The 23,463-nt window shown below is 46.3% G+C and carries 19 protein-coding genes; 14 read left to right on the forward strand and 5 right to left on the reverse strand.

Annotated elements, in window-relative coordinates; genetic code table 11:
* Window positions 1-128: 128 nt before the first annotated feature.
* Entirely contained in the window at window positions 129-515 is a 387-nt protein-coding gene (locus tag AB4503_RS22545) for a hypothetical protein (protein WP_372115744.1), read from the forward strand.
* Between the two features lie 12 nt (window positions 516-527).
* The gene (locus AB4503_RS22550; RefSeq protein WP_017062713.1) at window positions 528-1,913 is read left to right on the forward strand and encodes a lyase family protein; all 1,386 of its coding nucleotides are present in this window, start codon (window positions 528-530) and stop codon (window positions 1,911-1,913) included.
* 117 nt (window positions 1,914-2,030) lie between these two features.
* Here AB4503_RS22550 and AB4503_RS22555 read toward each other — a convergent pair whose 3' ends face one another.
* Window positions 2,031-5,462: a PAS-domain containing protein gene (locus AB4503_RS22555; protein WP_372115745.1), complete on the reverse strand. Its 3,432-nt coding sequence runs from the start codon at window positions 5,460-5,462 to the stop codon at window positions 2,031-2,033.
* A 118-nt stretch (window positions 5,463-5,580) separates the two neighbouring features.
* Window positions 5,581-6,777 (reverse strand): 3-phenylpropionate MFS transporter, encoded by a 1,197-nt coding sequence (locus AB4503_RS22560; protein WP_017062710.1) that lies wholly within the window; start codon window positions 6,775-6,777, stop codon window positions 5,581-5,583.
* Between the two features lie 232 nt (window positions 6,778-7,009).
* Here AB4503_RS22560 and AB4503_RS22565 point away from each other — a divergent pair, with 232 nt between their 5' ends.
* From AB4503_RS22565 to fis, 9 genes are all read left to right on the forward strand, one after another.
* The gene (locus AB4503_RS22565; protein ID WP_102429028.1) at window positions 7,010-8,842 is read left to right on the forward strand and encodes a DUF294 nucleotidyltransferase-like domain-containing protein; all 1,833 of its coding nucleotides are present in this window, start codon (window positions 7,010-7,012) and stop codon (window positions 8,840-8,842) included.
* Between the two features lie 10 nt (window positions 8,843-8,852).
* Window positions 8,853-9,485 (forward strand): 3'-5' exonuclease, encoded by a 633-nt coding sequence (locus AB4503_RS22570; protein WP_017062708.1) that lies wholly within the window; start codon window positions 8,853-8,855, stop codon window positions 9,483-9,485.
* A 218-nt stretch (window positions 9,486-9,703) separates the two neighbouring features.
* Window positions 9,704-11,653, forward strand: coding sequence for an acetate--CoA ligase (gene acs, locus AB4503_RS22575; RefSeq protein WP_372115746.1), 1,950 nt, complete (start codon window positions 9,704-9,706; stop codon window positions 11,651-11,653).
* A gap of 323 nt (window positions 11,654-11,976) precedes the next feature.
* Complete coding sequence (gene aroQ / locus AB4503_RS22580; protein ID WP_010435475.1) at window positions 11,977-12,426, forward strand: type II 3-dehydroquinate dehydratase; 450 nt, start codon at window positions 11,977-11,979, stop codon at window positions 12,424-12,426.
* A gap of 74 nt (window positions 12,427-12,500) precedes the next feature.
* Window positions 12,501-12,944, forward strand: a complete 444-nt coding sequence (gene accB, locus AB4503_RS22585) for an acetyl-CoA carboxylase biotin carboxyl carrier protein (RefSeq protein WP_372115747.1) — start codon at window positions 12,501-12,503, stop codon at window positions 12,942-12,944.
* Between the two features lie 15 nt (window positions 12,945-12,959).
* Window positions 12,960-14,303, forward strand: a complete 1,344-nt coding sequence (gene accC / locus AB4503_RS22590; RefSeq protein ID WP_017062706.1) for an acetyl-CoA carboxylase biotin carboxylase subunit — start codon at window positions 12,960-12,962, stop codon at window positions 14,301-14,303.
* Window positions 14,304-14,473: 170 nt separating this feature from the next.
* Window positions 14,474-15,361, forward strand: coding sequence for a 50S ribosomal protein L11 methyltransferase (gene prmA / locus AB4503_RS22595; RefSeq protein WP_017055901.1), 888 nt, complete (start codon window positions 14,474-14,476; stop codon window positions 15,359-15,361).
* Between the two features lie 140 nt (window positions 15,362-15,501).
* Entirely contained in the window at window positions 15,502-16,470 is a 969-nt protein-coding gene (gene dusB, locus AB4503_RS22600) for a tRNA dihydrouridine synthase DusB (protein ID WP_032546269.1), read from the forward strand.
* A gap of 23 nt (window positions 16,471-16,493) precedes the next feature.
* Entirely contained in the window at window positions 16,494-16,790 is a 297-nt protein-coding gene (gene fis, locus AB4503_RS22605) for a DNA-binding transcriptional regulator Fis (protein WP_004729744.1), read from the forward strand.
* Window positions 16,791-16,878: 88 nt separating this feature from the next.
* Here fis and zntR read toward each other — a convergent pair whose 3' ends face one another.
* On the reverse strand, window positions 16,879-17,319 hold the full coding sequence (gene zntR / locus AB4503_RS22610) for a Zn(2+)-responsive transcriptional regulator (protein WP_102429030.1): 441 nt from the start codon (window positions 17,317-17,319) through the stop codon (window positions 16,879-16,881).
* 325 nt (window positions 17,320-17,644) lie between these two features.
* Between zntR and purH the strand changes: the two genes are divergently transcribed.
* Both purH and purD read left to right on the forward strand, forming a co-directional pair.
* A complete protein-coding gene (gene purH / locus AB4503_RS22615) occupies window positions 17,645-19,252 on the forward strand; it encodes a bifunctional phosphoribosylaminoimidazolecarboxamide formyltransferase/IMP cyclohydrolase (RefSeq protein ID WP_065584281.1) in 1,608 nt (535 codons plus the stop codon).
* 214 nt (window positions 19,253-19,466) lie between these two features.
* A complete protein-coding gene (gene purD / locus AB4503_RS22620) occupies window positions 19,467-20,756 on the forward strand; it encodes a phosphoribosylamine--glycine ligase (RefSeq protein WP_017062702.1) in 1,290 nt (429 codons plus the stop codon).
* A 181-nt stretch (window positions 20,757-20,937) separates the two neighbouring features.
* Here the strand turns inward: purD and AB4503_RS22625 are convergent, their stop codons facing one another.
* Both AB4503_RS22625 and hupA read right to left on the reverse strand, forming a co-directional pair.
* Entirely contained in the window at window positions 20,938-21,636 is a 699-nt protein-coding gene (locus tag AB4503_RS22625; protein WP_017063655.1) for a DUF1481 domain-containing protein, read from the reverse strand.
* A gap of 47 nt (window positions 21,637-21,683) precedes the next feature.
* Window positions 21,684-21,956: a nucleoid-associated protein HU-alpha gene (hupA, locus tag AB4503_RS22630; protein ID WP_004729753.1), complete on the reverse strand. Its 273-nt coding sequence runs from the start codon at window positions 21,954-21,956 to the stop codon at window positions 21,684-21,686.
* Between the two features lie 270 nt (window positions 21,957-22,226).
* Between hupA and AB4503_RS22635 the strand changes: the two genes are divergently transcribed.
* The gene (locus AB4503_RS22635; RefSeq protein ID WP_017062700.1) at window positions 22,227-23,378 is read left to right on the forward strand and encodes a CNNM domain-containing protein; all 1,152 of its coding nucleotides are present in this window, start codon (window positions 22,227-22,229) and stop codon (window positions 23,376-23,378) included.
* The last annotated feature ends 85 nt before the right edge of the window (window positions 23,379-23,463 follow it).

The following is a 23,463-nucleotide window of genomic DNA, read 5'->3' on the forward strand; positions in this document are numbered from 1 at the left end:
ACTATTGGGGGTCAGTTCATGTATCGGCTTTTTCTTTTTCTGCTCACTTTATAAAAAGATAAACAAAGGGTTGTTTTTAAAATTTTATTTGATAATAATTATCATTAACATCCAATAAAGAGATGCAGATGATGATGAAAGAGCAGCAGGTTCTCTATTCGAGATTTTACAAAGCACAGGATCGCTTTGCTTCATTAGAACAAGTTCAAGACCATGAGCCGTTTGTAATTCGAGAGTATATCGAGTGTGCACTGACGCTTTCGGCTTACTATGAAAAGCATGCCGCTCAAGAAAACATCTTGTTGTGCGAGCTGTATCTACGCCAAGTTTTCTTTCATTTGATTGAAGCGATTGAGTCTCCTCAGCGCAGTTTCGCCTTTCGTCATATCTGCCTAGACTCTATTCACTCACCACTATTTTATTTGAAGCGCCACTACTGCCAGCAACCTCAAGGCCAAGCGCGTTTTTTGAATCTCAGCCAAACACTAAAACAAGTCCAAGCCCCACTTGGCTAACAAGGATAGAACATGACCCTACAATTTCGGATTGAAAAAGACAGCATGGGCGAAGTGAAAGTCCCTGCCGATGCGCTATACCAAGCACAAACTCAGCGTGCAGCGGATAACTTCGCGTTTAGCTCTCACAAGATGCCGACCAGTTTTATTCAAGCACTGGCGTTAATTAAACAGGCAGCGGCAGATACCAATGCTCAGTTAGGTCTACTGGAAGGTGATATTGCCAACGCGATAGCCGAAGCCAGCCAAGAGATCATTGAGGGTAAACACCTCGATCAATTCCCTATCGATGTCTACCAAACCGGTTCAGGTACCAGTTCCAACATGAATGCCAATGAAGTGATTGCTACGCTTGCCTCAAGAAGCTTGCAAGGCGACGTGAACCCCAATGATCACGTCAACATGGGCCAAAGCAGTAACGATGTGGTGCCAACCGCAATTCAAGTGAGCGTTGCTTTGATGGCTGAAAATAAGCTATTACCTGCATTAACTCACCTTTCTGAAGCACTCACCATCAAACAACAGGAACTTGCGGAGGTCGTGAAGACCGGCCGCACTCATCTAATGGATGCGATGCCAATGACCTTTGCTCAAGAGCTAGGTGGTTGGAAATTTCAGATAGAACACGCTAAGCAAGCAATAGAGAACACCCTGCCCGCTATCAAGGCTTTAGCACAAGGTGGTACTGCGGTTGGAACAGGGATCAATGCTGACCCACGCTTTGCCGATAAGTTTGCGAGTAACCTGTCTCAATCGACAAAGATCAGTTTTAGCTCGAGTGAAAACTTCTTTTTTAGCCTCAGCAGTCAAGACGCGATCGTTGCGCTGTCAGGTCAGCTCAAAACGGCAGCAGTTGCGATCATGAAGATCTCAAACGATCTTCGCTGGATGAACTCTGGGCCGTTAGCTGGCTTAGGGGAAATTGAATTACAGGCTCTACAACCAGGCTCATCGATCATGCCTGGCAAGGTAAATCCTGTGATTCCAGAAGCTGCAGCTATGGCGGCGGCGCAAGTCATTGGCAACGACACCACCATTACCGTAGCCGGACAATCAGGTAACTTCCAACTTAATGTGATGCTGCCAGTGATTGCTCATAACGTGTTGGAAAGTATTGAGTTATTGGCAAACAGCTCAGTCGCTTTAGCGGACAAAGCCATCGCGACCTTCACGGTACGCCAAGACAATCTCGATTTGGCACTGTCAAAGAACCCAATCCTAGTGACCGCACTTAACCCTGTGATTGGCTACTTGAAGGCGGCTGATATTGCCAAGAAAGCTTACAAAGAAGGCTTACCAATTCTGGATGTCGCAGAAAGAGAAACCGATCTTAGCCGAGAAGAGCTCAGTAAACTGCTTGATCCAACCACACTGACACAAGGTGGCATTGCTGGTTAGTTATTGAATTAACAAGCGAATCGGCGTTCGCAAAAAAAACAGAGACAAAAAAGGCCTCATCTGAGGCCTTTTCACTATCCGCTCACGAACGTACTAATCCGAGCCTGTTAACCCAAACTAGCTCACTCGATTCAAGACCGCTCTTAACTTAAGTGGCTTCACTGGCTTGGCAATAAAGCGAAAGCTGTTGGCCTTTATCGCTGCCAACATGTCATCGGTTCTATCGGCACTAATGATGACCCCTTCAAAAGAGTCTCCGAGGCGCAAGCGACACTGCTGCAGGACTTCGAGACCCGTTCTGCCATTATCTAAACGGTAATCAGAGAAAATCACATCAGGTAGCCAACCCTCATCTAGGCACTGCAAGCTTTCGACCAAATCAACCGCCGTCTTAACCTCACAGCCCCAACGTCCGATCAGGTTTTCCATACCGACTAAGATTTCTCGTTCATTATCGACACACAATATCTTGAGATGTTCGATGTCGCTGGTCGCCATTGGCGTCGAAGCTTGCACAACTGGAGCCACTTTTTCCGCTCTAGCTAAGGTGATGGAAAAGACACTGCCTTGCCCCGGCCATGAGCGCATCGATATTTGATGACCAAGCACATGGGCAATACCTTTGGAGATGGCTAATCCTAGCCCTAACCCCTGATCAGCACGCACTTGGCTACCACGAGTAAATTCTTCGAAGATCTCTTGTTGCTTGTCTTCATCGATACCGGTTCCGTTATCCCACACATCAATTCTAACCTGACCATTCACTCGTCTCGCACCCAGTACTACTTTCCCTTCCGGGTTGTAACGAAACGCATTGGTCAAAAAGTTCTGAATCACTCGTCTTAATAATTTAGGGTCAGAATGAATGAACAATGACGATGGGATCATTTGAAACTGGATTTTTTGTTGTATCGCTAAAGCGCTAAATTCCGCATTCAAATTGGTTAGTACATCATGCACGGCAATCGCATGAATGTTGGTTTCTAACTTACCGGATTCCAAGCGCGAGATATCCAACAAATCACCAATCAGATCTTCAGCCGCACCAAGGGCACTCTCGATGTGGGATGAAAGCTGTTTGACCTCTTGTTCTTTGGCGACCTCAGATAGCGAAGAAGCAAACAAGCGAGCAGCATTTAATGGCTGCATCAAATCGTGACTCACAGCCGCAAGAAAACGACTCTTGGATTGTGATTCTTGGTCAGAGATTTGCGTCGCCTTTACCAAGCGATGGTTAAGCTTCTCGAGTTCTTGAGTTCGTTCATGAACTCTCGATTCCAAACTTTCGTTAGCATCTTTTAGCGCTTGCTCTGCTTGTCGGAATACCGTGATGTCGGTAAAGCTCATCACAAAGCCACCGCTTGGCATCGGATTACCTTGTACTTCAATGACTCGACCATCAGGACGAATACGAGAAGAGGTGTGTCGAGTACCTTGTTCAAGGTGATAAACACGGCGGCGAACGTGATCTTCCGGGTCGCCCGGACCGCACAAACCTTGCTCAGCATTGTGACGAATCACATCTGAAATGGGTCGACCAACCTGAATCAAGCCAGCAGGGAACTCAAACAGTTCTAAGTAACGTTGATTCCACGCCACCAGCCTCATTTGTTTGTCTATTACTGCAATGCCTTGGCCAATATGTTCAATCGCGCCTTGCAGTAAACCACGGCTGAAGTCGTACAATTCCGAGGCTTCATCAACGATGGTCGCCACTTCTTCAAGCTGCATGTTTCTGCCTTGCAAAGCAGAAGTGAGTACTAACTTAGCAGACGAAGCACCGAACACACCAGCAAGCACACGCTCTGCGTGTCTAATCAGGCTTGCGGGCGCCTGTTGATTGGGAAGTAACGGCTGACCGTGCTGCTGCCAATAACTGTGTAAGGCGCTTTTCGCTCGCTTGCGACCCACAAAACGTGATGCCAACATCTCTAATTCAGCGACTGTCACACGGTTTTGATAGAGGCTGATATTCTCATTTTCAGGCAATGGTGTACCAACAAATGCTGCCGATTGTAAGCGCTCACTTAGGCTTGGCCTAGTCGTCATCGAGACCACGGCATAGCACAAGGTATTGAGTAAAATACTCAGCACTATGCCCCAATTTGAGCTGCTAACATCCCAACTTATCAGCAGTTCTGGCGGCGTGATAATCCACAGCAGTAAGTTACTTTCGCTATCGCCCGCTAGCATGCTGGTTTGGCTCATCAAGGTAATCAGCCAAATCAACGAGCCCACCATTAAGCCGACATACACGCCCTTGCGGTTACCCGGGCGCCAGTACAAACCACCAATAAGTGCTGGCGCGAATTGAGCAATCGCAGCAAAGGAAAGAAAGCCAATCGCTGACAGTGAATGGATGGTATCGAGCGCCTGATAAAACAGCCAAGCACCCAGTAACAGCAGTAAAATTAGCCCGCGGCGAATCACCAATAGCAGGCCAGAAAAGTGTCGATGGGTTCTTTGAGTTAGGCGCATACGGCGCAGTAACAATGGCATCACTAAATCATTCGACACCATGATCGCCAAAGCGATGGTCGACACTATCACCATGCCACTTGCCGCAGACGTACCACCAAGGAAAGCCAGCAAGGCAATGTGATTAGCGCCTTCTGACATTGGCACACTGATCACATAGGTATCCGCTGGCATACCAGTAAGTAGTCCTTGTCCTGCCCAAGCAATTGGCAGCACGAACAGTCCCATCAAAATCAGGTAAAGCGGAAACAACCAGCGAGCGGTATGCAGGTCTTGAGGACGTTCGTTCTCTACCACCATGGTATGGAACTGGCGTGGCAAACAGACAATCGCCAACATGGTTAAAACGGTATGAATAATTAAGGTCGGAATATTGGGTGATTCGTAGGTGGAAGCCGCCACATCAAGCAAGTCGATCTTGTCGCTGCTCATCGCCAGATACATGATGAACAAGCCAACAATCAAGAATGCGGCGAGCTTAACGATGGATTCAAACGCCACCGCCATCATCATGCCACGGTGATGCTCTGTGTTATCAATGTGTCTTGTACCAAACAGCATGGTAAAAATAGCCAAAGCACCGACCACAAACCAAGACACATGATAGTCCTGATAACCGAAGTCAGCCGCTAGGTTGGGCGCAACAATATCCAACCCCATGGTAATACCACGCAGTTGCAGAGCGATATAAGGAAGGATACCGACCACGGCGATAACCGTCACCGCCACAGCTAAGCCCTGAGATTTTCCGTAACGAGCCGCGATAAAGTCGGCAATGGAGGTGATGTGCTCCCGCTTCGCAATCAGGATCAGCCGCGCCAAGATCCGCCAGCCTAGTGTAAAGACCAGAATCGGGGCGAGATAAATGGGTAAAAAAGACCAAGGGTTATTGCTCGCCTGCCCGACAGTTCCATAGAAGGTCCAAGAGGTACAATACACGGCAATCGAAAGGCTATAGATCCACGGGCGCCAACGCGATAGCCAACGAACCTGCCTGTCTCCATACCAAGCGATCAGAAATAACACGCCCAAGTAGGCTAAAGAGACTGGAATTACTATCCATCCTTGCATTGAAAACCCTTTTTTCATCCATAAAAAAACCTCTCCATAAGGGAGAGGTTTCATTTAACTAAGGATGGGTGATTAACTCAATCGCATCGCTTAAATTCTGTGCTTTAGACTCTAATTATCAGCATTTGCTGTGAGATTCTGACTGTTCCGAATCTGATTGATTAATCTCAACCACTGAACTTCTTTCATCCAACTTAATGAACAGAGCAAGTGCACCCATAGCAGCCATACCCCAGAAGATATTTGCGCCCCAAAGCTCATAACCCCAACCACTTAAGGTGGTCATCAGTGCAATAAAGGCACCTAATGGAATCGCGTTATACAGAGCTTGTAGCGCAACCATCTTGTTTTGTTCTTCAGATTGGATGTATTGAATCGCGGCGATGTGTGCCATGGCAAAGGTCACGCCATGCAGTAGCTGCACCATCACCAGTGCGAAAATCGCCGTGGTTGATGCGGTAATACCCCAACGCGCCATCACCCCAATAGCCGCGACGACAAACAAAGTACGCAGTGACCAGCCTGAGAATAATCGCTTACTCAGAGCAAATACGGCCACTTCAGCAACAACACCTAAACTCCACAAATAACCGATGATAGCTTCTGAGTGACCCGCTTCTTTCCAATAAATCGCACTAAAACTGTAGTAAGCCGCATGACTACCTTGCAGCAGCGCCATCAAGGCTAAAAACTTTACCACTGACGACTCACGCAGCAGTTCACCTAGTTTTGGTCGCGCCGCTTGTTGCTCAGATTGCGTTACTGGCATCACGTTAGGATTTCTCATCGCCAGAATTAATGACAACAACACGCCCGCAAGTGCAGTATACAAAATCATGTCGGTGCCAAATTGTGCCACCAAATAGCCAACAACCGTTGAACCTGCGATAAAGGCAATTGAGCCCCAAAGGCGAGTTCGGCCGTAGTCGAGCATTTTCAAACGACTGTAATGGTTAGCCATCGCATCAGAAAGAGGAATGATCGGCCCACAACAGAGGTTAAACAGTACCGTTGCCAACAACATCAGTATAAAGCTGCCACCGGTGAAGAAGTGGAAACCGACAAACAGCAGCGCAGCGAAACTCAAACAGCGTAGCGCTGGCATCAAGTGTTCCACTTTATGGATACGCGGCGTAATCACTAAGTTGGCCACACAACGAGTCGCAAAGCCGATACCAATCAATACGCCAATATCACCAGCAGACACGCCTTGGTCTTCAAACCACAACGCCCAAAATGGCAAATACACGCCATACGCAAAAAAGAAACCAAGAAAATACTGAGAGATCCAGCCATAGGGTGAAGGGCTAAACATAAATGACCTATAAAGTGTGCGGAAAAAGGCAGCACCAATTATGCCTATCTCGCATACGATGAAAAAGGGAATTATTACTGGGATAGTATTCCCATATTCAATGGGTCTGGATATCGCATTTCAACAAGAGATTTCACGCTCATCAATACTCATACTCGCATTTAGACTAAAGTCGTCTGGAGCTTCGCTGGTATTTTGTCAGACTGATTAAAGACTCCCATTTCTTCTTGTGATGCTTATGCCTGACAAATTTAATATGCAGCACCCGCCCTTCGATAGCCTGTCCGACGCCGAACAGTTGAAGCTTCGCTCTTCATTAGACGTGGTGTATTACCGCTCTCAAGAAGTGATACTGGAAGCTGAAAGGCCGAGCCGACACCTGCATATTTTGATCAAAGGAGCTGTTGAAGAGCGCGCGAGCAGTGATGGTGAGATTTACGCACACTATGCCAATGACGATATTTTTGATGTCCGCAGCCAGTTTGAACCCCACACCAAACACCAATATATCGCACTCGAAGATACATTAAGTTATCTGCTGCCCACCGATATTTTTCTTGAGCTTTACCACGCCAATGGCCAATTCGCTGCCTACTTTGATAGCAACCTATCAACACGAAAAGCTTTGATAGAAGCCGCCCAGCAGCAACAGAATCTTGCCGAGTTTATATTAACCAAAGTGGATGACTCTATCTATCACCCACCACTGATACTTGAACCAAACCAACCGATCAACCAAGTCACTCAAACCCTTAAAGAACAAGGGTTAGACTCGGCCCTAGTCCATTTGGAACATAATGATCCAAAAGCTTTTGGATCATCATGTTCCTTGTCGTATGGAATCGTCACTCGAACCAATTTATTGCATGCTGTGATGCTCGATAATTTCACACTGGATGCGCCTGTCGGTGAGATCGCAACGTTTCCGGTGATGCACGTGAACCAAGGCGATTTCTTATTTAACGCCATGATTACCATGACCAGAAATCGAGTAAAAAGGTTGATGGTTTGTGATGGTAAAAATGCGGTCGGCATGGTGGATATGACACAGATTCTCAGTGCATTCTCCACACACTCCCACGTTCTTACTTTGCGTATTGCGCGCGCCACCAGCGTTGAAGAATTGGCAATGGCATCCAACAAACAACGTCAACTGGTCGAGAGCTTGCTCAGTAATGGGATTCGCACACGCTTTATCATGGAGCTGATTTCTGCGGTCAACGAACAGATCATAGAGAAGGCTTTTGAGTTGGTGATCCCACCTGCACTGCATAATCATTGCTGCCTAATCGTGTTGGGTTCTGAGGGGCGTGGAGAGCAAATTCTCAAAACCGATCAAGACAACGCTCTGATTATTCAAGATGGTTTGGAATGGCATCAATGCCAAAGTGCCATGAACGACCTCACCCATACCCTTCAACAATTGGGTTACCCACTGTGCCCGGGCAACGTAATGGTCAACAATCCGAAATGGGTGCATTCAGAACAAGAGTGGAAACAAACCCTCACCCATTGGGTAAAAAAAGCCACGCCAGACACCGTGATGGATATCGCGATCATGGCAGATGCACACGCAGTAGCGGGGAATAGAGAGTTATTAAAACCTGTAAAGCAGCACCTCAGTGATTTAATGCTCGGACAAGAATTGATTCTGACGGAGTTCTGCCGCCCGGCGCTGAACTTCTCAGTTCCCCTGACCCTGTTTGGTAATGTGAAGCAATCTAAGTCCGGACTCGATATCAAACAAGGCGGTATTTTCCCTATCGTGCATGGTGTGAGAGCGCTTTGCCTAGAACATGGTGTCACGGTCAACAACACCTTCGAACGCATTGAGCAGCTGGTCAGCAAGAAAGTATTAGAGCAAAGTACTGCCGATAATCTCAGTGAAGCACTCAAGCAATTCTTTAAGTGGCGCTTAGCCCAAAGGCTTTCTCAGCAGCACAGCAGCAACAAGATTAACGTCAAACTGATGGAACGAGCAGACAGGGATCTGCTTCGTCATAGCCTGCACGTGGTGAAGAAATTCAAGCAATGGCTCGGCTACCACTATCAGATACGGGATTAGGCATTGAACGATGAATAGGTTGGTTCGCTATTACTGGCATCACAAGCTCAAAGGCTCCCTCTATCAGCCTCTGTTTACCGCGCCTATTGATCATGAATATGTATCGCTCGATTGTGAAACCACCAGCCTAGATCCCAATCAGGCAGAATTAGTTACCATTGCCGCGACCAAGATCATCGGTAACCGAATCATTACCAGCCAACCTTTTGAAGTCCGGTTGCGCGCCCCCCAATCGCTCGATTGCAATTCAATAAAAATCCACCGTATCCGTCATCAAGATCTAAAGCACGGCATCGAAGAAAAACAGGCTTTAATCGAGCTACTGAACTTCATTGGAAATCGTCCTTTAGTCGGCTATCACATCCGCTATGATAAAAAAATTCTCGACCGCGCCTGTTTAAAACAGCTTGGATTTCCACTGCCTAACCGATTAGTCGAAGTGAGCCAACTCTATCAAGACAAACTCGAAAGACAGCTGCCCAATGCCTATTTTGATCTCAGTATGGACGCCATCTGTCGCCAACTCGATTTACCTATCCCGGTCAATAAACATGATGCATTACAAGACGCTATCTCCGCTGCGCTGATCTTTGTGCGCCTGAAACATGGTGACCTTCCCCGTTTCAACTCTTCTTATTCTTAATTCAACCACTGGCGCTTCACATAGAGAGCAACATCTCAAAATTGAACTTAACTCGCTATTTTGTAAGTGAAAAGCAGCGTCTCATCCTAAAGTCTAATTGTGGAAATCGCCGTCCTAGCCGAGAGTGATAACACAAAGACGGTTCTGTAATAGACCTAGAAACTGAACACAAAGGAAGTTGCCAGTTCATTAGGAATGTAGGCACAAGGAGAGATGCAATGAGTGAAGCCCACGTTTATCCGGTAAAAGAAAATATTAAATCAACCACACACGCGGATAATGACACTTACCTAGCCATGTACCAGCAATCTGTTTCTGACCCTGAAGGCTTTTGGGGTGAACACGGAAAAATCGTTGATTGGATCAAACCTTTCACACAAGTAAAAAACACCTCTTTCGACCCTGGCCACATTGATATTTGCTGGTTTGAAGATGGCACGCTTAACGTTTCGGCTAACTGTATCGACCGCCACCTTGCTGAGCGCGGTGATGAAGTCGCTATCATCTGGGAAGGCGATGACCCGGCAGATGATAAAACTCTAACTTTTAATGAACTGCATAAAGAAGTGTGCCTGTTTTCGAATGCTCTAAAAGAGCAAGGCGTGCGCAAAGGTGATGTGGTTTGTTTATACATGCCAATGGTGCCAGAAGCGGCAGTAGCCATGCTGGCGTGTACCCGTATCGGTGCGGTTCACACAGTCGTATTTGGTGGTTTCTCACCAGAAGCACTGTCTGGTCGTATTATCGATTCAAATTCTAAAGTCGTTATCACTGCCGATGAAGGCGTGCGTGGCGGCCGTGCTGTTCCACTGAAAAAGAATGTCGATGAAGCACTGACGAACCCTGAAGTGAAAAACATCGAGAAGGTTGTTGTATTCAAACGCACTGGCGGTGATGTGGCATGGCACGAACATCGCGATGTGTGGTGGCACGATGCTATTGCTAATGTATCTGCAGATTGCCCACCAGAAGAGATGAACGCAGAAGATCCACTATTCATCCTTTATACGTCAGGCTCAACAGGTAAACCTAAAGGCGTTATGCACACCACAGGTGGCTACCTTGTTTATGCTGCGATGACCTTCAAATACGTATTCGATTACCAAGAAGGCGAGACTTTCTGGTGTACAGCCGATGTGGGTTGGATTACCGGTCACACATATCTTGTTTACGGACCGCTTGCTAATGGCGCAAAAACGATTCTGTTTGAAGGCGTGCCAAATTACCCGAACACCAGCCGCATGAGCGAAGTGGTCGATAAGCACCAAGTTAATATTCTTTATACGGCGCCAACGGCTATTCGTGCATTGATGGCGAAAGGCAATGAAGCCGTTGAAGGTACTTCTCGTGACAGCCTAAGAATCATGGGCTCAGTGGGTGAACCTATCAACCCAGAGGCGTGGGAGTGGTACTACAAAACAATCGGTAATGAGCAATCTCCAATTGTTGATACATGGTGGCAAACAGAAACGGGCGGTATCTTGATTGCACCGCTACCAGGCGCAACAGACCTGAAACCGGGCTCTGCAACTCGTCCATTCTTCGGTGTGCAACCGGCACTGGTTGATAACATGGGTAACATCATTGAGGGTGCAACAGACGGCAACCTAGTGATTCTTGACTCTTGGCCAGGCCAAATGCGTACCGTTCATGGCGATCATGACCGCTTCGAACAGACTTACTTCTCGACCTTTAAAGGCATGTACTTCACCAGTGACGGCGCTCGTCGTGATGAAGACGGTTACTACTGGATTACGGGGCGTGTCGATGATGTACTTAACGTATCAGGTCACCGTATGGGTACTGCTGAGATTGAATCGGCTCTAGTCGCGTTCGATAAGATTGCAGAAGCCGCGATTGTGGGTATCCCTCATGATATTAAAGGCCAAGCAATTTACGCTTACATCACGCTGAATGATGGTGAGTTCCCAACCGCAGAGCTTCATAAAGAAGTAAAAGACTGGGTACGTAAAGAGATTGGCCCAATTGCAACGCCAGATGTACTGCACTGGACCGACTCTCTACCAAAAACTCGTTCGGGTAAAATCATGCGTCGTATCCTGCGTAAAATCGCGACTGGCGATACAGGTAACCTAGGTGATACCTCGACACTGGCCGACCCAAGTGTGGTTGATAAGCTGATTGCCGAGAAAGCAGAACTGGCATAAGCAACCAGTCACAGCAGCTAATCACTGTTTAAAACAGCACTTTCTAAACCGTCACCTATGTGGCGGTTTTTTTTATGGCTGATCTTGATCTCAAATATCCCGCCCCAAATTAAGGCTAAGACGCTTTTTTGTTAAGTTGGTAACAATTCCAAGCTGTATCAATAGGAGATTAGACCAGTAAATTGCTGCGATTTGCGCTGAATTAGCTATAATCTGGTTCTAATTTTTAAATTTGGGTTTTTCTCACTGGAAATTAACCGCAAATTTTCAATAAAATGGCAACATTCACGTTCGTAAACACGATAAAGGAAGATAGCCCCACGATGTCTACAAAGTTTCGCATTCTAGTTTTAAATGGCCCAAACCTTAACCTGTTAGGCCTTAGAGAGCCCGCACACTACGGTTCTCAAACACTTGACCAGATTATTAGCTCACTGACCGAGCAAGCGAAAGCACACGATGTTGAGCTATCTCACTTACAGTCAAATCGTGAGTACGAACTGATTGAAGCTATCCATAGTGCTTATCAAAATGTTGATTTTATTATTATCAACCCAGCAGCCTTTACACATACCAGTGTGGCACTGCGTGATGCACTACTTGGCGTTGCCATACCATTTATTGAGGTTCATCTATCGAATGTTCACGCGCGTGAACCATTCCGTCATCACTCTTACCTATCTGATAAAGCAGAAGGTGTGATTTGTGGCTTAGGTGCCCAAGGTTATCAATTTGCTTTGACCGCTGCGCTCAGCAAGCTCAACTCAAAGTAAACATAAACAACGAACTATTACTAACCTACTCAGTCATAGAGTAAGTTCAATTAACAGATAAAGAGAAAGAAACAATGGATATTCGCAAAATCAAAAAGCTAATCGAATTGGTTGAAGAGTCTGGTATTTCTGAGCTAGAAATCTCTGAAGGTGAAGAGTCAGTACGAATCAGTCGTAACAGCACTGCACCTGTAGCACCTGTTCAATATGCAGCTGCTCCAGCACCTGTAGCGGCAGCAGCTCCTGCGGCGGCACCTGTAGCAGCAGAAGCAGCAGTTCCAGCTGGTCACCAAGTTCTTTCTCCAATGGTTGGTACTTTCTACGGCGCTCCAAGCCCAGACGCAAAACCATTCGTTAAAGTTGGTCAATCTGTAACTGCTGGCGAAACGCTATGTATCGTTGAAGCAATGAAAATGATGAACCAAATCGAAGCTGATAAATCTGGTGTTGTAACAGCTATCCTAGTTGAAGACGGTCAACCAGTAGAATTCGACCAAGCTCTAGTAATTATCGAATAATAGAGAGCACTCATTATGTTAGATAAATTAGTAATCGCGAACCGTGGTGAGATTGCACTACGTATTCTGCGTGCATGTAAAGAGCTTGGCATTAAAACGGTAGCGGTTCACTCAACTGCTGACCGTGATCTTAAGCACGTACTGCTTGCAGACGAAACCATTTGTATCGGTCCAGCTCGTGGTATCGATAGCTACCTAAACATCCCTCGTATCATCAGCGCAGCTGAAGTTACAGGTGCAGTAGCTGTTCACCCTGGCTACGGCTTCCTATCTGAAAATGCAGACTTTGCAGAACAGGTAGAGCGCAGTGGCTTTATCTTCGTTGGCCCTAAAGCTGAAACCATTCGCATGATGGGTGACAAAGTGTCAGCTATCACGTCAATGAAGAAAGCTGGCGTACCTTGTGTACCAGGTTCTGACGGCCCTCTTGACGACGACGAAGCAAAAAACAAAGCGCACGCTAAACGCATTGGCTTCCCAGTTATCATCAAGGCATCTGGCGGCGGCGGCGGTCGTGGTATGCGTGTTGTTCGTTCTGAAGCAGAATTAACAGAAGCTATCGCGATGACTCGTGCTGAAGCAAAAGCATGTTTCAACAACGACATGGTTTACATGGAGAAATTCCTAGAAAACCCACGTCACATTGAAGTACAAGTGCTTGCAGATGGCCAAGGTAATGCTATCCACCTAGGTGAGCGTGACTGTTCAATGCAACGTCGTCACCAGAAAGTTGTGGAAGAAGCGCCAGCTCCAGGTATCACTGAAGAGATGCGTAAGTACATTGGCGAACGTTGTACTCGTGCATGTATTGAGATCGGTTACCGCGGTGCAGGTACATTTGAATTCCTATACGAGAACGGTGAATTCTACTTCATCGAAATGAACACTCGTATCCAGGTTGAACACACGATTACTGAAATGGTAACGGGTATCGACCTAGTGAAAGAACAGCTACGTATTGCAGCTGGTCAGCCTCTATCATTCACTCAGGATGACATTAAGCTGCGTGGCCACTCAATCGAATGTCGTATCAATGCTGAAGATCCAGTTCGTTTCCTACCTTCACCAGGTAAGATTGAACGTTTCCACGCACCAGGCGGCATGGGCGTACGTTGGGAATCTCACATCTACACGGGTTACACAGTGCCACCACACTACGATTCAATGATTGGTAAGCTGATCACTTACGGTGAGAACCGTGATGTTGCTATCGCTCGTATGAAGAACGCATTGGGTGAAATGATTGTTGAAGGTATTAACGTTAATACTGAGCTTCAACTGTCTATTATGAACGACGAAAACTTCCAACACGGTGGTGCAAACATCCACTACCTTGAGAAGAAACTTGGTTTGTCATAATCCGTTCGTTTAAGAACAGTCAAAATGCTCACTTCGGTGAGCATTTTTGTTTTTGAACCGCCGAAAAAATCAATCTTTAATCCCCATTATATTCCGTGGGGTTTTGGTGAATTTGCTCATATTTTCTGCTAGACTCGCCATCCAATTTTTCTCATATAGAAGATGCAGCCATGCCTTGGATTCAAATCAAGCTTAATGCTACCAATGAAAATGCCGAACAAATCGGCGACATGTTAATGGAAGAGACTGGTGCTCTTTCTGTAACTTTCCTGGATGCACAAGATACCCCTGTATTTGAGCCTCTGCCAGGCGAAACTCGCCTTTGGGGTGATACTGACATTCTCGCGCTTTACGACGCTGAGACTGATACTGGTGTCGTTCTAGCGCAGATTAAAGCAAGCAACATGTTCCCTGCAGACTTTGCTCATAAAGTAGAGCAAATTGAAGACAAGGATTGGGAGCGTGAATGGATGGACAACTTCCACCCAATGAAGTTTGGTGAGCGTTTATGGATCTGCCCTAGCTGGCGCGATATCCCTGAACCTGACGCTGTTAACGTAATGCTAGACCCTGGCCTTGCATTTGGTACAGGTACTCACCCGACAACGGCATTGTGTCTTGAGTGGCTTGAAGGCTTAGACCTTGCAGGCAAAACCGTGATCGACTTCGGTTGTGGCTCAGGCATCCTAGCGATCGCTGCGATCAAACTAGGCGCAGCAAAAGTTATCGGGATCGACATTGATCCTCAAGCTCTGCTTGCATCAAAAGACAACGCACAACGCAATGGCGTTGCTGAGCAACTAGAGGTGTTCTTGCCACAAGATCAACCGGAAGGTTTGCTAGCAGACGTTGTTGTTGCCAACATTCTTGCGGGTCCATTACGCGACCTTTCTGGCATCATCAAGGGCCTAGTTAAGCCAAATGGTGTACTTGCGATGTCGGGTGTTTTAGATACACAAGCAGAAGATGTTGCCACTTATTATCGTGATGAGCTTCACATTGATCCGATCATCGAACAACAAGAATGGTGTCGAATCTCAGGTCGCAAGCAAGGCTAGACAAGACTTTGGGCGCTAATTGACTGAAATTTAAACAAATTACAAAAACAAATTGTAAATGCTCAAATATTAGTCTTTTCACGCAGCGAAAAAATGCGTAAAATGCGCGCCCTTGCTGGTACAGAACTGTGATGACATTTTTGAAAATCGGAAATTATCAACTTAAGAACAATCTAATCGTCGCTCCTATGGCTGGCGTAACGGATAGACCATTCCGTGAGTTGTGTCTTCGCTACGGTGCGGGGATGGCAGTCAGTGAAATGATGTCCTCCAATCCGAAAGTTTGGAAAACGTCAAAGTCTCAGCAGCGAATGGTACATGAAGGCGAATCGGGCATTCGTTCAGTACAAATCGCTGGTGCAGATCCACAGCTTATGGCCGAGGCTGCTCAATTTAATGTCGATAACGGTGCGCAAATCATCGATATCAACATGGGTTGTCCAGCCAAAAAAGTGAATAAGAAGCTTGCGGGCTCAGCCTTACTGCAGCATCCAGAACTCATTGAAGACATTCTGAAAGCGGTGGTAAATGCTGTCGACGTTCCAGTAACGTTGAAAACGCGCACAGGCTGGGATACAGACAATAGAAACTGTGTCCAAATCGCGAAAATAGCCGAAGACTGCGGCATACAAGCTCTTGCGCTCCATGGAAGAACTCGCGCTTGTATGTACAAAGGTGAGGCAGAATACAAACACATTAAAGCAGCGAAACAAGCAGTATCTATTCCGGTTATCGCTAACGGTGATATCGATAGTCCGGAAAAAGCGAAGTTTGTGCTGGAGTACACCGGCGCTGATGCTTTAATGATAGGTCGACCTGCCCAAGGACGTCCTTGGATTTTTAACGAAATCCTACACTATTTGGAAAACGGCACCACGATGGACCCACTCCCGATTTCGGAAGTGAAAGACATCATGCTTGGTCATGTGCACGCTCTACATGAATTTTATGGAGAGTTTTTAGGCCCTCGCATCGCTCGTAAGCATGTGGGTTGGTATCTAAAAGAACATGAACAAGCGAGTGAGTTTCGCCGTACCTTCAACGCATTCGAAGCAGGTGATCTGCAGCTTGAAGCGCTAGAAGGTTTTTTTGATAACGTTGCACCATAATTACGAGAAGAGCTAGACCGAATATGTTCGAACAAAATCTGACTTCAGAAGCATTGACAGTAACTACAGTTACATCACAAGACCAAATCACGCAGAAGCCACTACGTGACTCAGTTAAAGCATCATTGAAAAATTACCTTGCTCAATTAAACGGTCAAGAAGTCAGCGAGTTATACGAATTAGTATTAGCTGAAGTTGAACAGCCACTACTAGACACTATCATGCAGTACACTCGCGGTAACCAAACTCGCGCAGCAACCATGATGGGTATTAACCGCGGTACTCTTCGCAAGAAACTTAAAAAATACGGCATGAACTAATCGTTCTTTCGTAATTTATTGAATTGAAAGCCAAGCTCATTGTTGAGTTTGGCTTTTTTTTGGCTTGTCGATCCGTGATAGTGGCTGATTACTCTCCAGTGCGACAACAGCGCCCTTTGTCGACGTTTGCGGAATCCAAGGCTGCCAGAATCGAACAATGGCTTGCATCATCGTCTACGTGACCACAACACGCATCATTAATCTTTTTAAGTGCGGTGCGAATCTTAGTTAACTCGGTAATCTTCTCATCAATCATCTCTAGCTTTGCTGAGGTAATCGACTTCACTTCAGAGCAACTGTGCTGTGTGGCCTCGAGGCGAATCTCAAGCAATTCTTTAATCTCGTCCAAACTCAGCCCCAACGCTTTAGATTTGAGAATAAACGTCACCTGTTTCTGGTTATTTTCATCATATAGGCGATAACCCGAGTCACTGCGACTGGCTGGCGCGATCAGGTTATTCTTCTCATAAAATCGCAAGGTATCGGCTGTCACACCGCATCGCTTCGCTAATTCACCGATCTGAAACATGTTTTTTCCTACTGTTTCGTCCATTCCACAATTAACCTTATCGTTACTTTTCAGGCTGAAATGGCACTTTTCATAATTAATTTTGAGATGCCAAACGATTGCGCGAGCTTTTTTGTAATAAATTAGTTAGAATCTGCGCCATCAAATTTGGAGTTGGTTATCTTATAGCTTAATCATAAGACTAACCCAAAAGGTCTTTACCAAAACTGGCCAATATTTTATCTCTTACTGGTATCTAAGATAATCCACGCTAAGAAGATAGAAACAAGTTCTTTTTTGGCAAATATCTTTATTTTAACCCCATGAATTTGAGGAAGATGGAAGCATGAATAACGCTCGTCCAATTCGCCGCGCTCTAATCAGCGTATCAGACAAAACTGGTATCGTTGAATTTGCACAAGCTCTTGCTAACCGTGGTGTAGATATCCTATCTACCGGTGGCACTGCTCGCCTGCTTGCTGAAAAAGGCATCTCTGTTACAGAAGTATCTGACTACACTGGTTTCCCAGAAATGATGGATGGCCGTGTTAAGACTCTGCACCCAAAAGTTCATGGTGGTGTTCTAGGCCGTCGTGGCCAAGATGATGACGTGATGGAAACTCACGGTATCAACCCTATCGATATGGTTGTTGTAAACCTATACCCATTCGCAGAAACCGTTGCTAAAGAAGGTTGTACCCTTGCTGATGCTGTTGAGAACATCGACATCGGCGGCCCTACAATGGTTCGCTCTGCAGCGAAAAACCACAAAGACGTAACGATCGTTGTTAACGCACACGACTACGAGCGCGTTGTCGCTGAAATGGACGCGAACGATAAATCTCTAACACTAGAGACTCGCTTCGACCTCGCTATCGCAGCATTCGAGCACACCGCTTCTTACGACGGCATGATCGCAAACTACTTCGGCACTATGGTTCCATCTTACGGTGAGAACAAAGAAGGTGACGAACCTTCTCCTGAAAACAAGAGCAAATTCCCTCGCACGTTCAACCAACAGTTCGAGAAAAAGCAAGACATGCGCTACGGTGAGAACAGCCACCAGGCAGCCGCATTCTACGTTGAAGCAAACCCTGAAGAAGCATCAGTTTCTACAGCTCGCCAGATTCAAGGTAAAGCCCTTTCTTACAACAACATCGCTGACACCGACGCAGCACTTGAGTGTGTGAAAGAGTTCGACCAGCCAGCATGTGTGATCGTTAAGCACGCTAACCCATGTGGTGTTGCACTAGGTGAAGACATCCTAGAAGCTTACGACCGTGCATTCAAAACAGACCCAACTTCTGCATTTGGCGGCATCATCGCTTTCAACCGTGAGCTAGACGCTGCAACAGCAACGGCTATCACTGAGCGTCAATTCGTTGAAGTTATCATTGCACCATCAGTTTCTGCTGAAGCAGTAGCAATCGTAGCGGCTAAGAAAAACCTTCGCCTACTTGAGTGTGGTGAGTGGACAACGAAGACAACTGGCTTTGACGTTAAACGCGTTAACGGTGGTTTGCTAGTTCAAGACCGCGACCAAGGCATGGTGTCTGAAGATGACCTTAAAGTGGTTTCTAAGCGCCAACCTACAGCTGAAGAATTGAAAGATGCTCTATTCTGCTGGAAAGTAGCGAAATACGTTAAATCTAACGCTATCGTTTACTCGAAAGGCGACATGACAATTGGTGTTGGCGCTGGCCAAATGAGCCGCGTTTACTCTGCGAAAATCGCAGGCATCAAAGCTGCAGACGAAGGTCTACAGGTTGAAGGCTGTGTGATGGCATCAGATGCATTCTTCCCATTCCGTGACGGTATCGACGCGGCTGCAGAGGCTGGCATCAAGTGTGTTATCCAACCGGGTGGTTCTATGCGTGATGACGAAGTTATCGCAGCAGCAGACGAACACGGCATGGCGATGATCTTTACGGGCATGCGTCACTTCCGCCACTAATCAGAATAGGCTCTAGGTTTTCCTAGAGCCTTTTTTATTCGTTTAACCGTTCATTAATGTTGGCGTTTTACTCATCAACGTTAATAGAAATTTTAATTTTTAGAGCAAAATCAGATTGCCTAGTTCAAGGAAAACACGCGGAGCTTATGACTATAAGTGAGCATGTTTGACGCCGAAATAGGTAATCTGATGAAGCTATCAAAGGTAAAATAAAATGAATGTATTAATTATTGGTGCTGGCGGTCGTGAGCATGCACTAGGTTGGAAAGCAGCACAAAACCCAAACGTTGAAACAGTATTCATCGCTCCAGGTAACGCAGGTACTGCACTTGAGCCAAAACTAGAGAACGTAAACATCGGCGTTGAAGACATCGCTGGTTTAGTCGCGTTTGCTCAAGATAAAAAAATCGAACTGACTATCGTGGGCCCTGAAGCACCATTGGTTATCGGTGTGGTTGATGCATTCCGCGAAGTAGGTTTGCCAATCTTCGGCCCTACTCAAGCTGCAGCACAGCTTGAAGGCTCTAAAGCATTCACTAAAGACTTCCTAGCTCGTCATGATATCCCAACAGGTTACTACTCAAACTTCACTGAGATTGAGCCAGCTATCGCTTACGTTCGCGAGCAAGGCGCTCCTATCGTAGTGAAAGCTGACGGTCTTGCGGCAGGTAAAGGCGTTATCGTTGCGATGACCCTTGAAGAAGCAGAAGACGCAATCAAAGACATGCTAGCGGGCAACGCCTTTGGCGAAGCAGGCAGCCGCGTTGTTATCGAAGAGTTCCTCGAAGGCGAAGAAGCAAGCTTCATCGTAATGGTTGACGGCTCTAGCGTGCTTCCTATGGCCACCAGCCAAGATCACAAACGTGTTGGCGACAAAGACACTGGGCCAAACACGGGCGGCATGGGTGCTTACTCTCCTGCGCCGGTTGTAACTCCAGAAATCCACAACCGTATCCTTGAGGAAGTTATCTACCCAACGGTACGTGGTATGGACGCAGAAGGCGCACCTTACACAGGTTTCCTTTACGCTGGCCTAATGATCGATGCTGACGGCACACCTAAAGTTATCGAATACAACTGCCGCTTTGGCGACCCTGAAACGCAACCTATCATGATGCGTATGGAGTCAGACCTTGTTGAACTTTGCCTAATGGCTATCGACGAGAAGCTCGACGAAGCAGAATCGAAGTGGGATCCACGCGCTTCTATCGGTGTTGTTCTTGCGGCTGGCGGTTACCCTGCTGACTACGCAAAAGGTGACGTTATTTCACTACCAACAAGCGAAGTTGAAGGCCAAAAGGTTTTCCACGCGGGTACGACAAATAATGAAGCTGGCGACGTTGTGACAAACGGCGGTCGTGTACTTTGTGCAACAGCACTGGGCAATACGGTTTCTGAGGCTCAAGAGCGCGCTTACGCGTTGACGAAGCAAGTTAGCTGGAATGGTATGTTCCACCGCAATGATATTGGTTACCGTGCGATTGCGCGCGAACAAGAGCAGTAAACAATCTTGTTGCTCGCTTACTTTCCAATAACAGTAAGCAAATGACAGCAAGTGAATAACAGAAAAAGGCGCCTCAATAGGCGCCTTTTATTATCTCATTTACACAAGAATCTGTATTTGTACAGACAAATAGGCACTTGGCCTACAGTAGGCCAAATACTCTCAATCCTTTGATTACTCGCTATTCTTTCAACAATGATGGCCTAACGACACAATCATGGCTGTCTTCAGCCAGCATCAGTAACTCTTCCACGCTCATCTTACCCAGTGAATCACTGCCAAGAAACGCCGCATAGCTTTCCACAGACGCCAATCGGTCAATCACGAAGCCTGGCAAGGTCTGGTTAAATTCAATGCGATCAAACTCACCACCAGCGCACGTTTTAAAAGAGCTGCCATTCCAGTAACCCTGAATCAGCCTAAGCCCTTCATCATGCTGCTTCGTTGTGGTCTCTAGAACCGACGTCGCTTCTTTCTGATAGTTTTCAAGCTGCTTGGCTTGGATAGGTAAGATTTTGCTATCAATACGATACTGTTGATACACAGCTTCGCCTGACTTATTGAAACGCACATGGACTCGATAGGGAACCAGCTCATTAGAAGAGTTACGCTGCTCGCCTTCACGAATGAATTCACGAAGCACGCCTTCTGACCAAGCATAATCAGTTTGGTACCAGCCGTAATCGCCGACAGTGACGTAGTCAGCTGAAGTATGAGGTTGTGTTAGCTTGTTTGTAACCCAGTAGAAACTCGTCGCGTCGCCCATGACTTGGCCGCCAGTGTGAGTTTCAAATTGCTCTAGGTTTTTGCGAGGGCTTGTTGAAGAACAGCCAATAAGAAATGTAGATAATAGTGAAACGAGAAGAAATGCTTTTTTCATAAAAACCTGTACCGAGGTGGAATACGACTACCTCGGTACAGTTTAGATTATTTCACTGAATCTTTCAGCGCTTTACCTGCAACAAATGCTGGAACATTTGCAGCAGCGATTTGGATCTCATCACCAGTTTTTGGGTTACGACCAGTGCGAGCTGCACGGTGGTTTACTTTAAAAGTACCAAAACCAATTAGCTGAACTTGATCGCCATCTTTAAGAGCATCTGTAACACCGCCAAGAGTCGCTTCTAGAGCAGCTTTAGCTTGTGCTTTAGAAAGGTCCGCTTTTTCAGCAATAAAGTCGATTAATTGAGTCTTGTTCATTTTAGGTTTCCCTTCTTTGTATTTTTGAATTCAATTCACTCTAAAACATAAATGCCCCATCTGGCAAAGGTTTGTCGTCGATCTTTAGCTCTAATGCCGTAGTTTTAGCCATAATATGAGTAATAACTCACAATTTGTTACTGATTTTATTAAGCAAGCCCTTGTTTAAAAGGGGCTGAGAGCAAAATTAATGATGACCTAGCCACTACTTTTTCACTATAATCCACGCTGAATCGCTGCTAAAGCGTACAATTTAATTTAAGGGCAAACATGCTGCTGCTATCTATTTACGTCTCCATTGCTATTGGAGTTTCTTTCATTTGTTCTGTTTTGGAAGCTGTACTTTTGAGTATTAGTCCGAGCTACATTGCTCAACTAAAACAAAATGGGCACCCTGCAGCAGAGTCTTTAGACAAACTGAAAACAGATATTGACCGCCCGCTTGCGTCAATTTTAACGCTCAACACCATCGCCCATACTATCGGTGCTGCGACAGCAGGTGCACAAGCGGCTGTCGTTTTTGGTAGCCAATGGTTAGGTGTCTTCTCTGCCGTGCTAACGCTAGGTATCTTGGTATTATCTGAGATTGTTCCAAAAACCATTGGTGCAACCTACTGGCGTCAACTTGCTCCTGCTTCGGCAAGCGTGCTTCGTTGGATGGTGTTCTTCCTAACACCGTTTGTATGGTTCTCAGAACAGATCACCAAACGTCTTGCTCGTGGCCACCAAGCACCAAAAATGCGTGATGAGTTATCTGCAATGGCGATTTTGGCAAAAGAGAGCGGTGAATTTGCAGAAGGCGAGTCAAAAATCCTGAGCAACCTACTGGGTATTCAAGATGTACCCGTGACTCAGGTAATGACGCCGCGCCCAGTGGTATTCCGTGTTGATGCGGAAATGAGTGTGAATACGTTCCTAGAACAACATAAAGACACGCCATTCTCACGTCCGCTGGTTTACAGCGAGCAGAGTGACAACATCATCGGTTTTGTTCACCGCTTAGAGCTATTTAGATTGCAGCAAGCCGGTTGTGGTGAGAAAGCTTTGGGTGAAGTAATGCGCCCTATCCACGTGTTGCTGAACAACATGGGCTTGGCTAAGGCCTTTGACCAGATGATGGCAAACCGCCTGCAACTGTCTTTAGTTGTGGACGAATACGGCACTATTCAGGGCATCATCACCCTAGAAGACATCTTTGAGCACCTAGTGGGCGAAGAGATTGTCGACGAAGCGGATAAGACGACTGACATGCAAGAACTGGCGTTCCAACGCTGGGAGAAGTGGAAAGAGACACACGGTGTTATCGAAAACCGCGATGACGAGGACGAGGAAGAAACTCCAGCAGACAACGACTCTTCAGATGCAAAATCAACGAATGACGACGACGCATCAAAAGATAAGGCATCAAAAGACAAAGTGTAGAACGAAGACAAAAAAGACGCTTAATCTAAATTTGATACCGTCAGATACAACAAAGGCTCCCTAGGGAGTAATGCCGTTCACTTAA

Origin of the sequence: Vibrio sp. 10N.222.55.B11, from assembly GCF_041473705.1 — a bacterium.
Classification (GTDB): Bacteria; Pseudomonadota; Gammaproteobacteria; order Enterobacterales; family Vibrionaceae; genus Vibrio; species Vibrio crassostreae_C.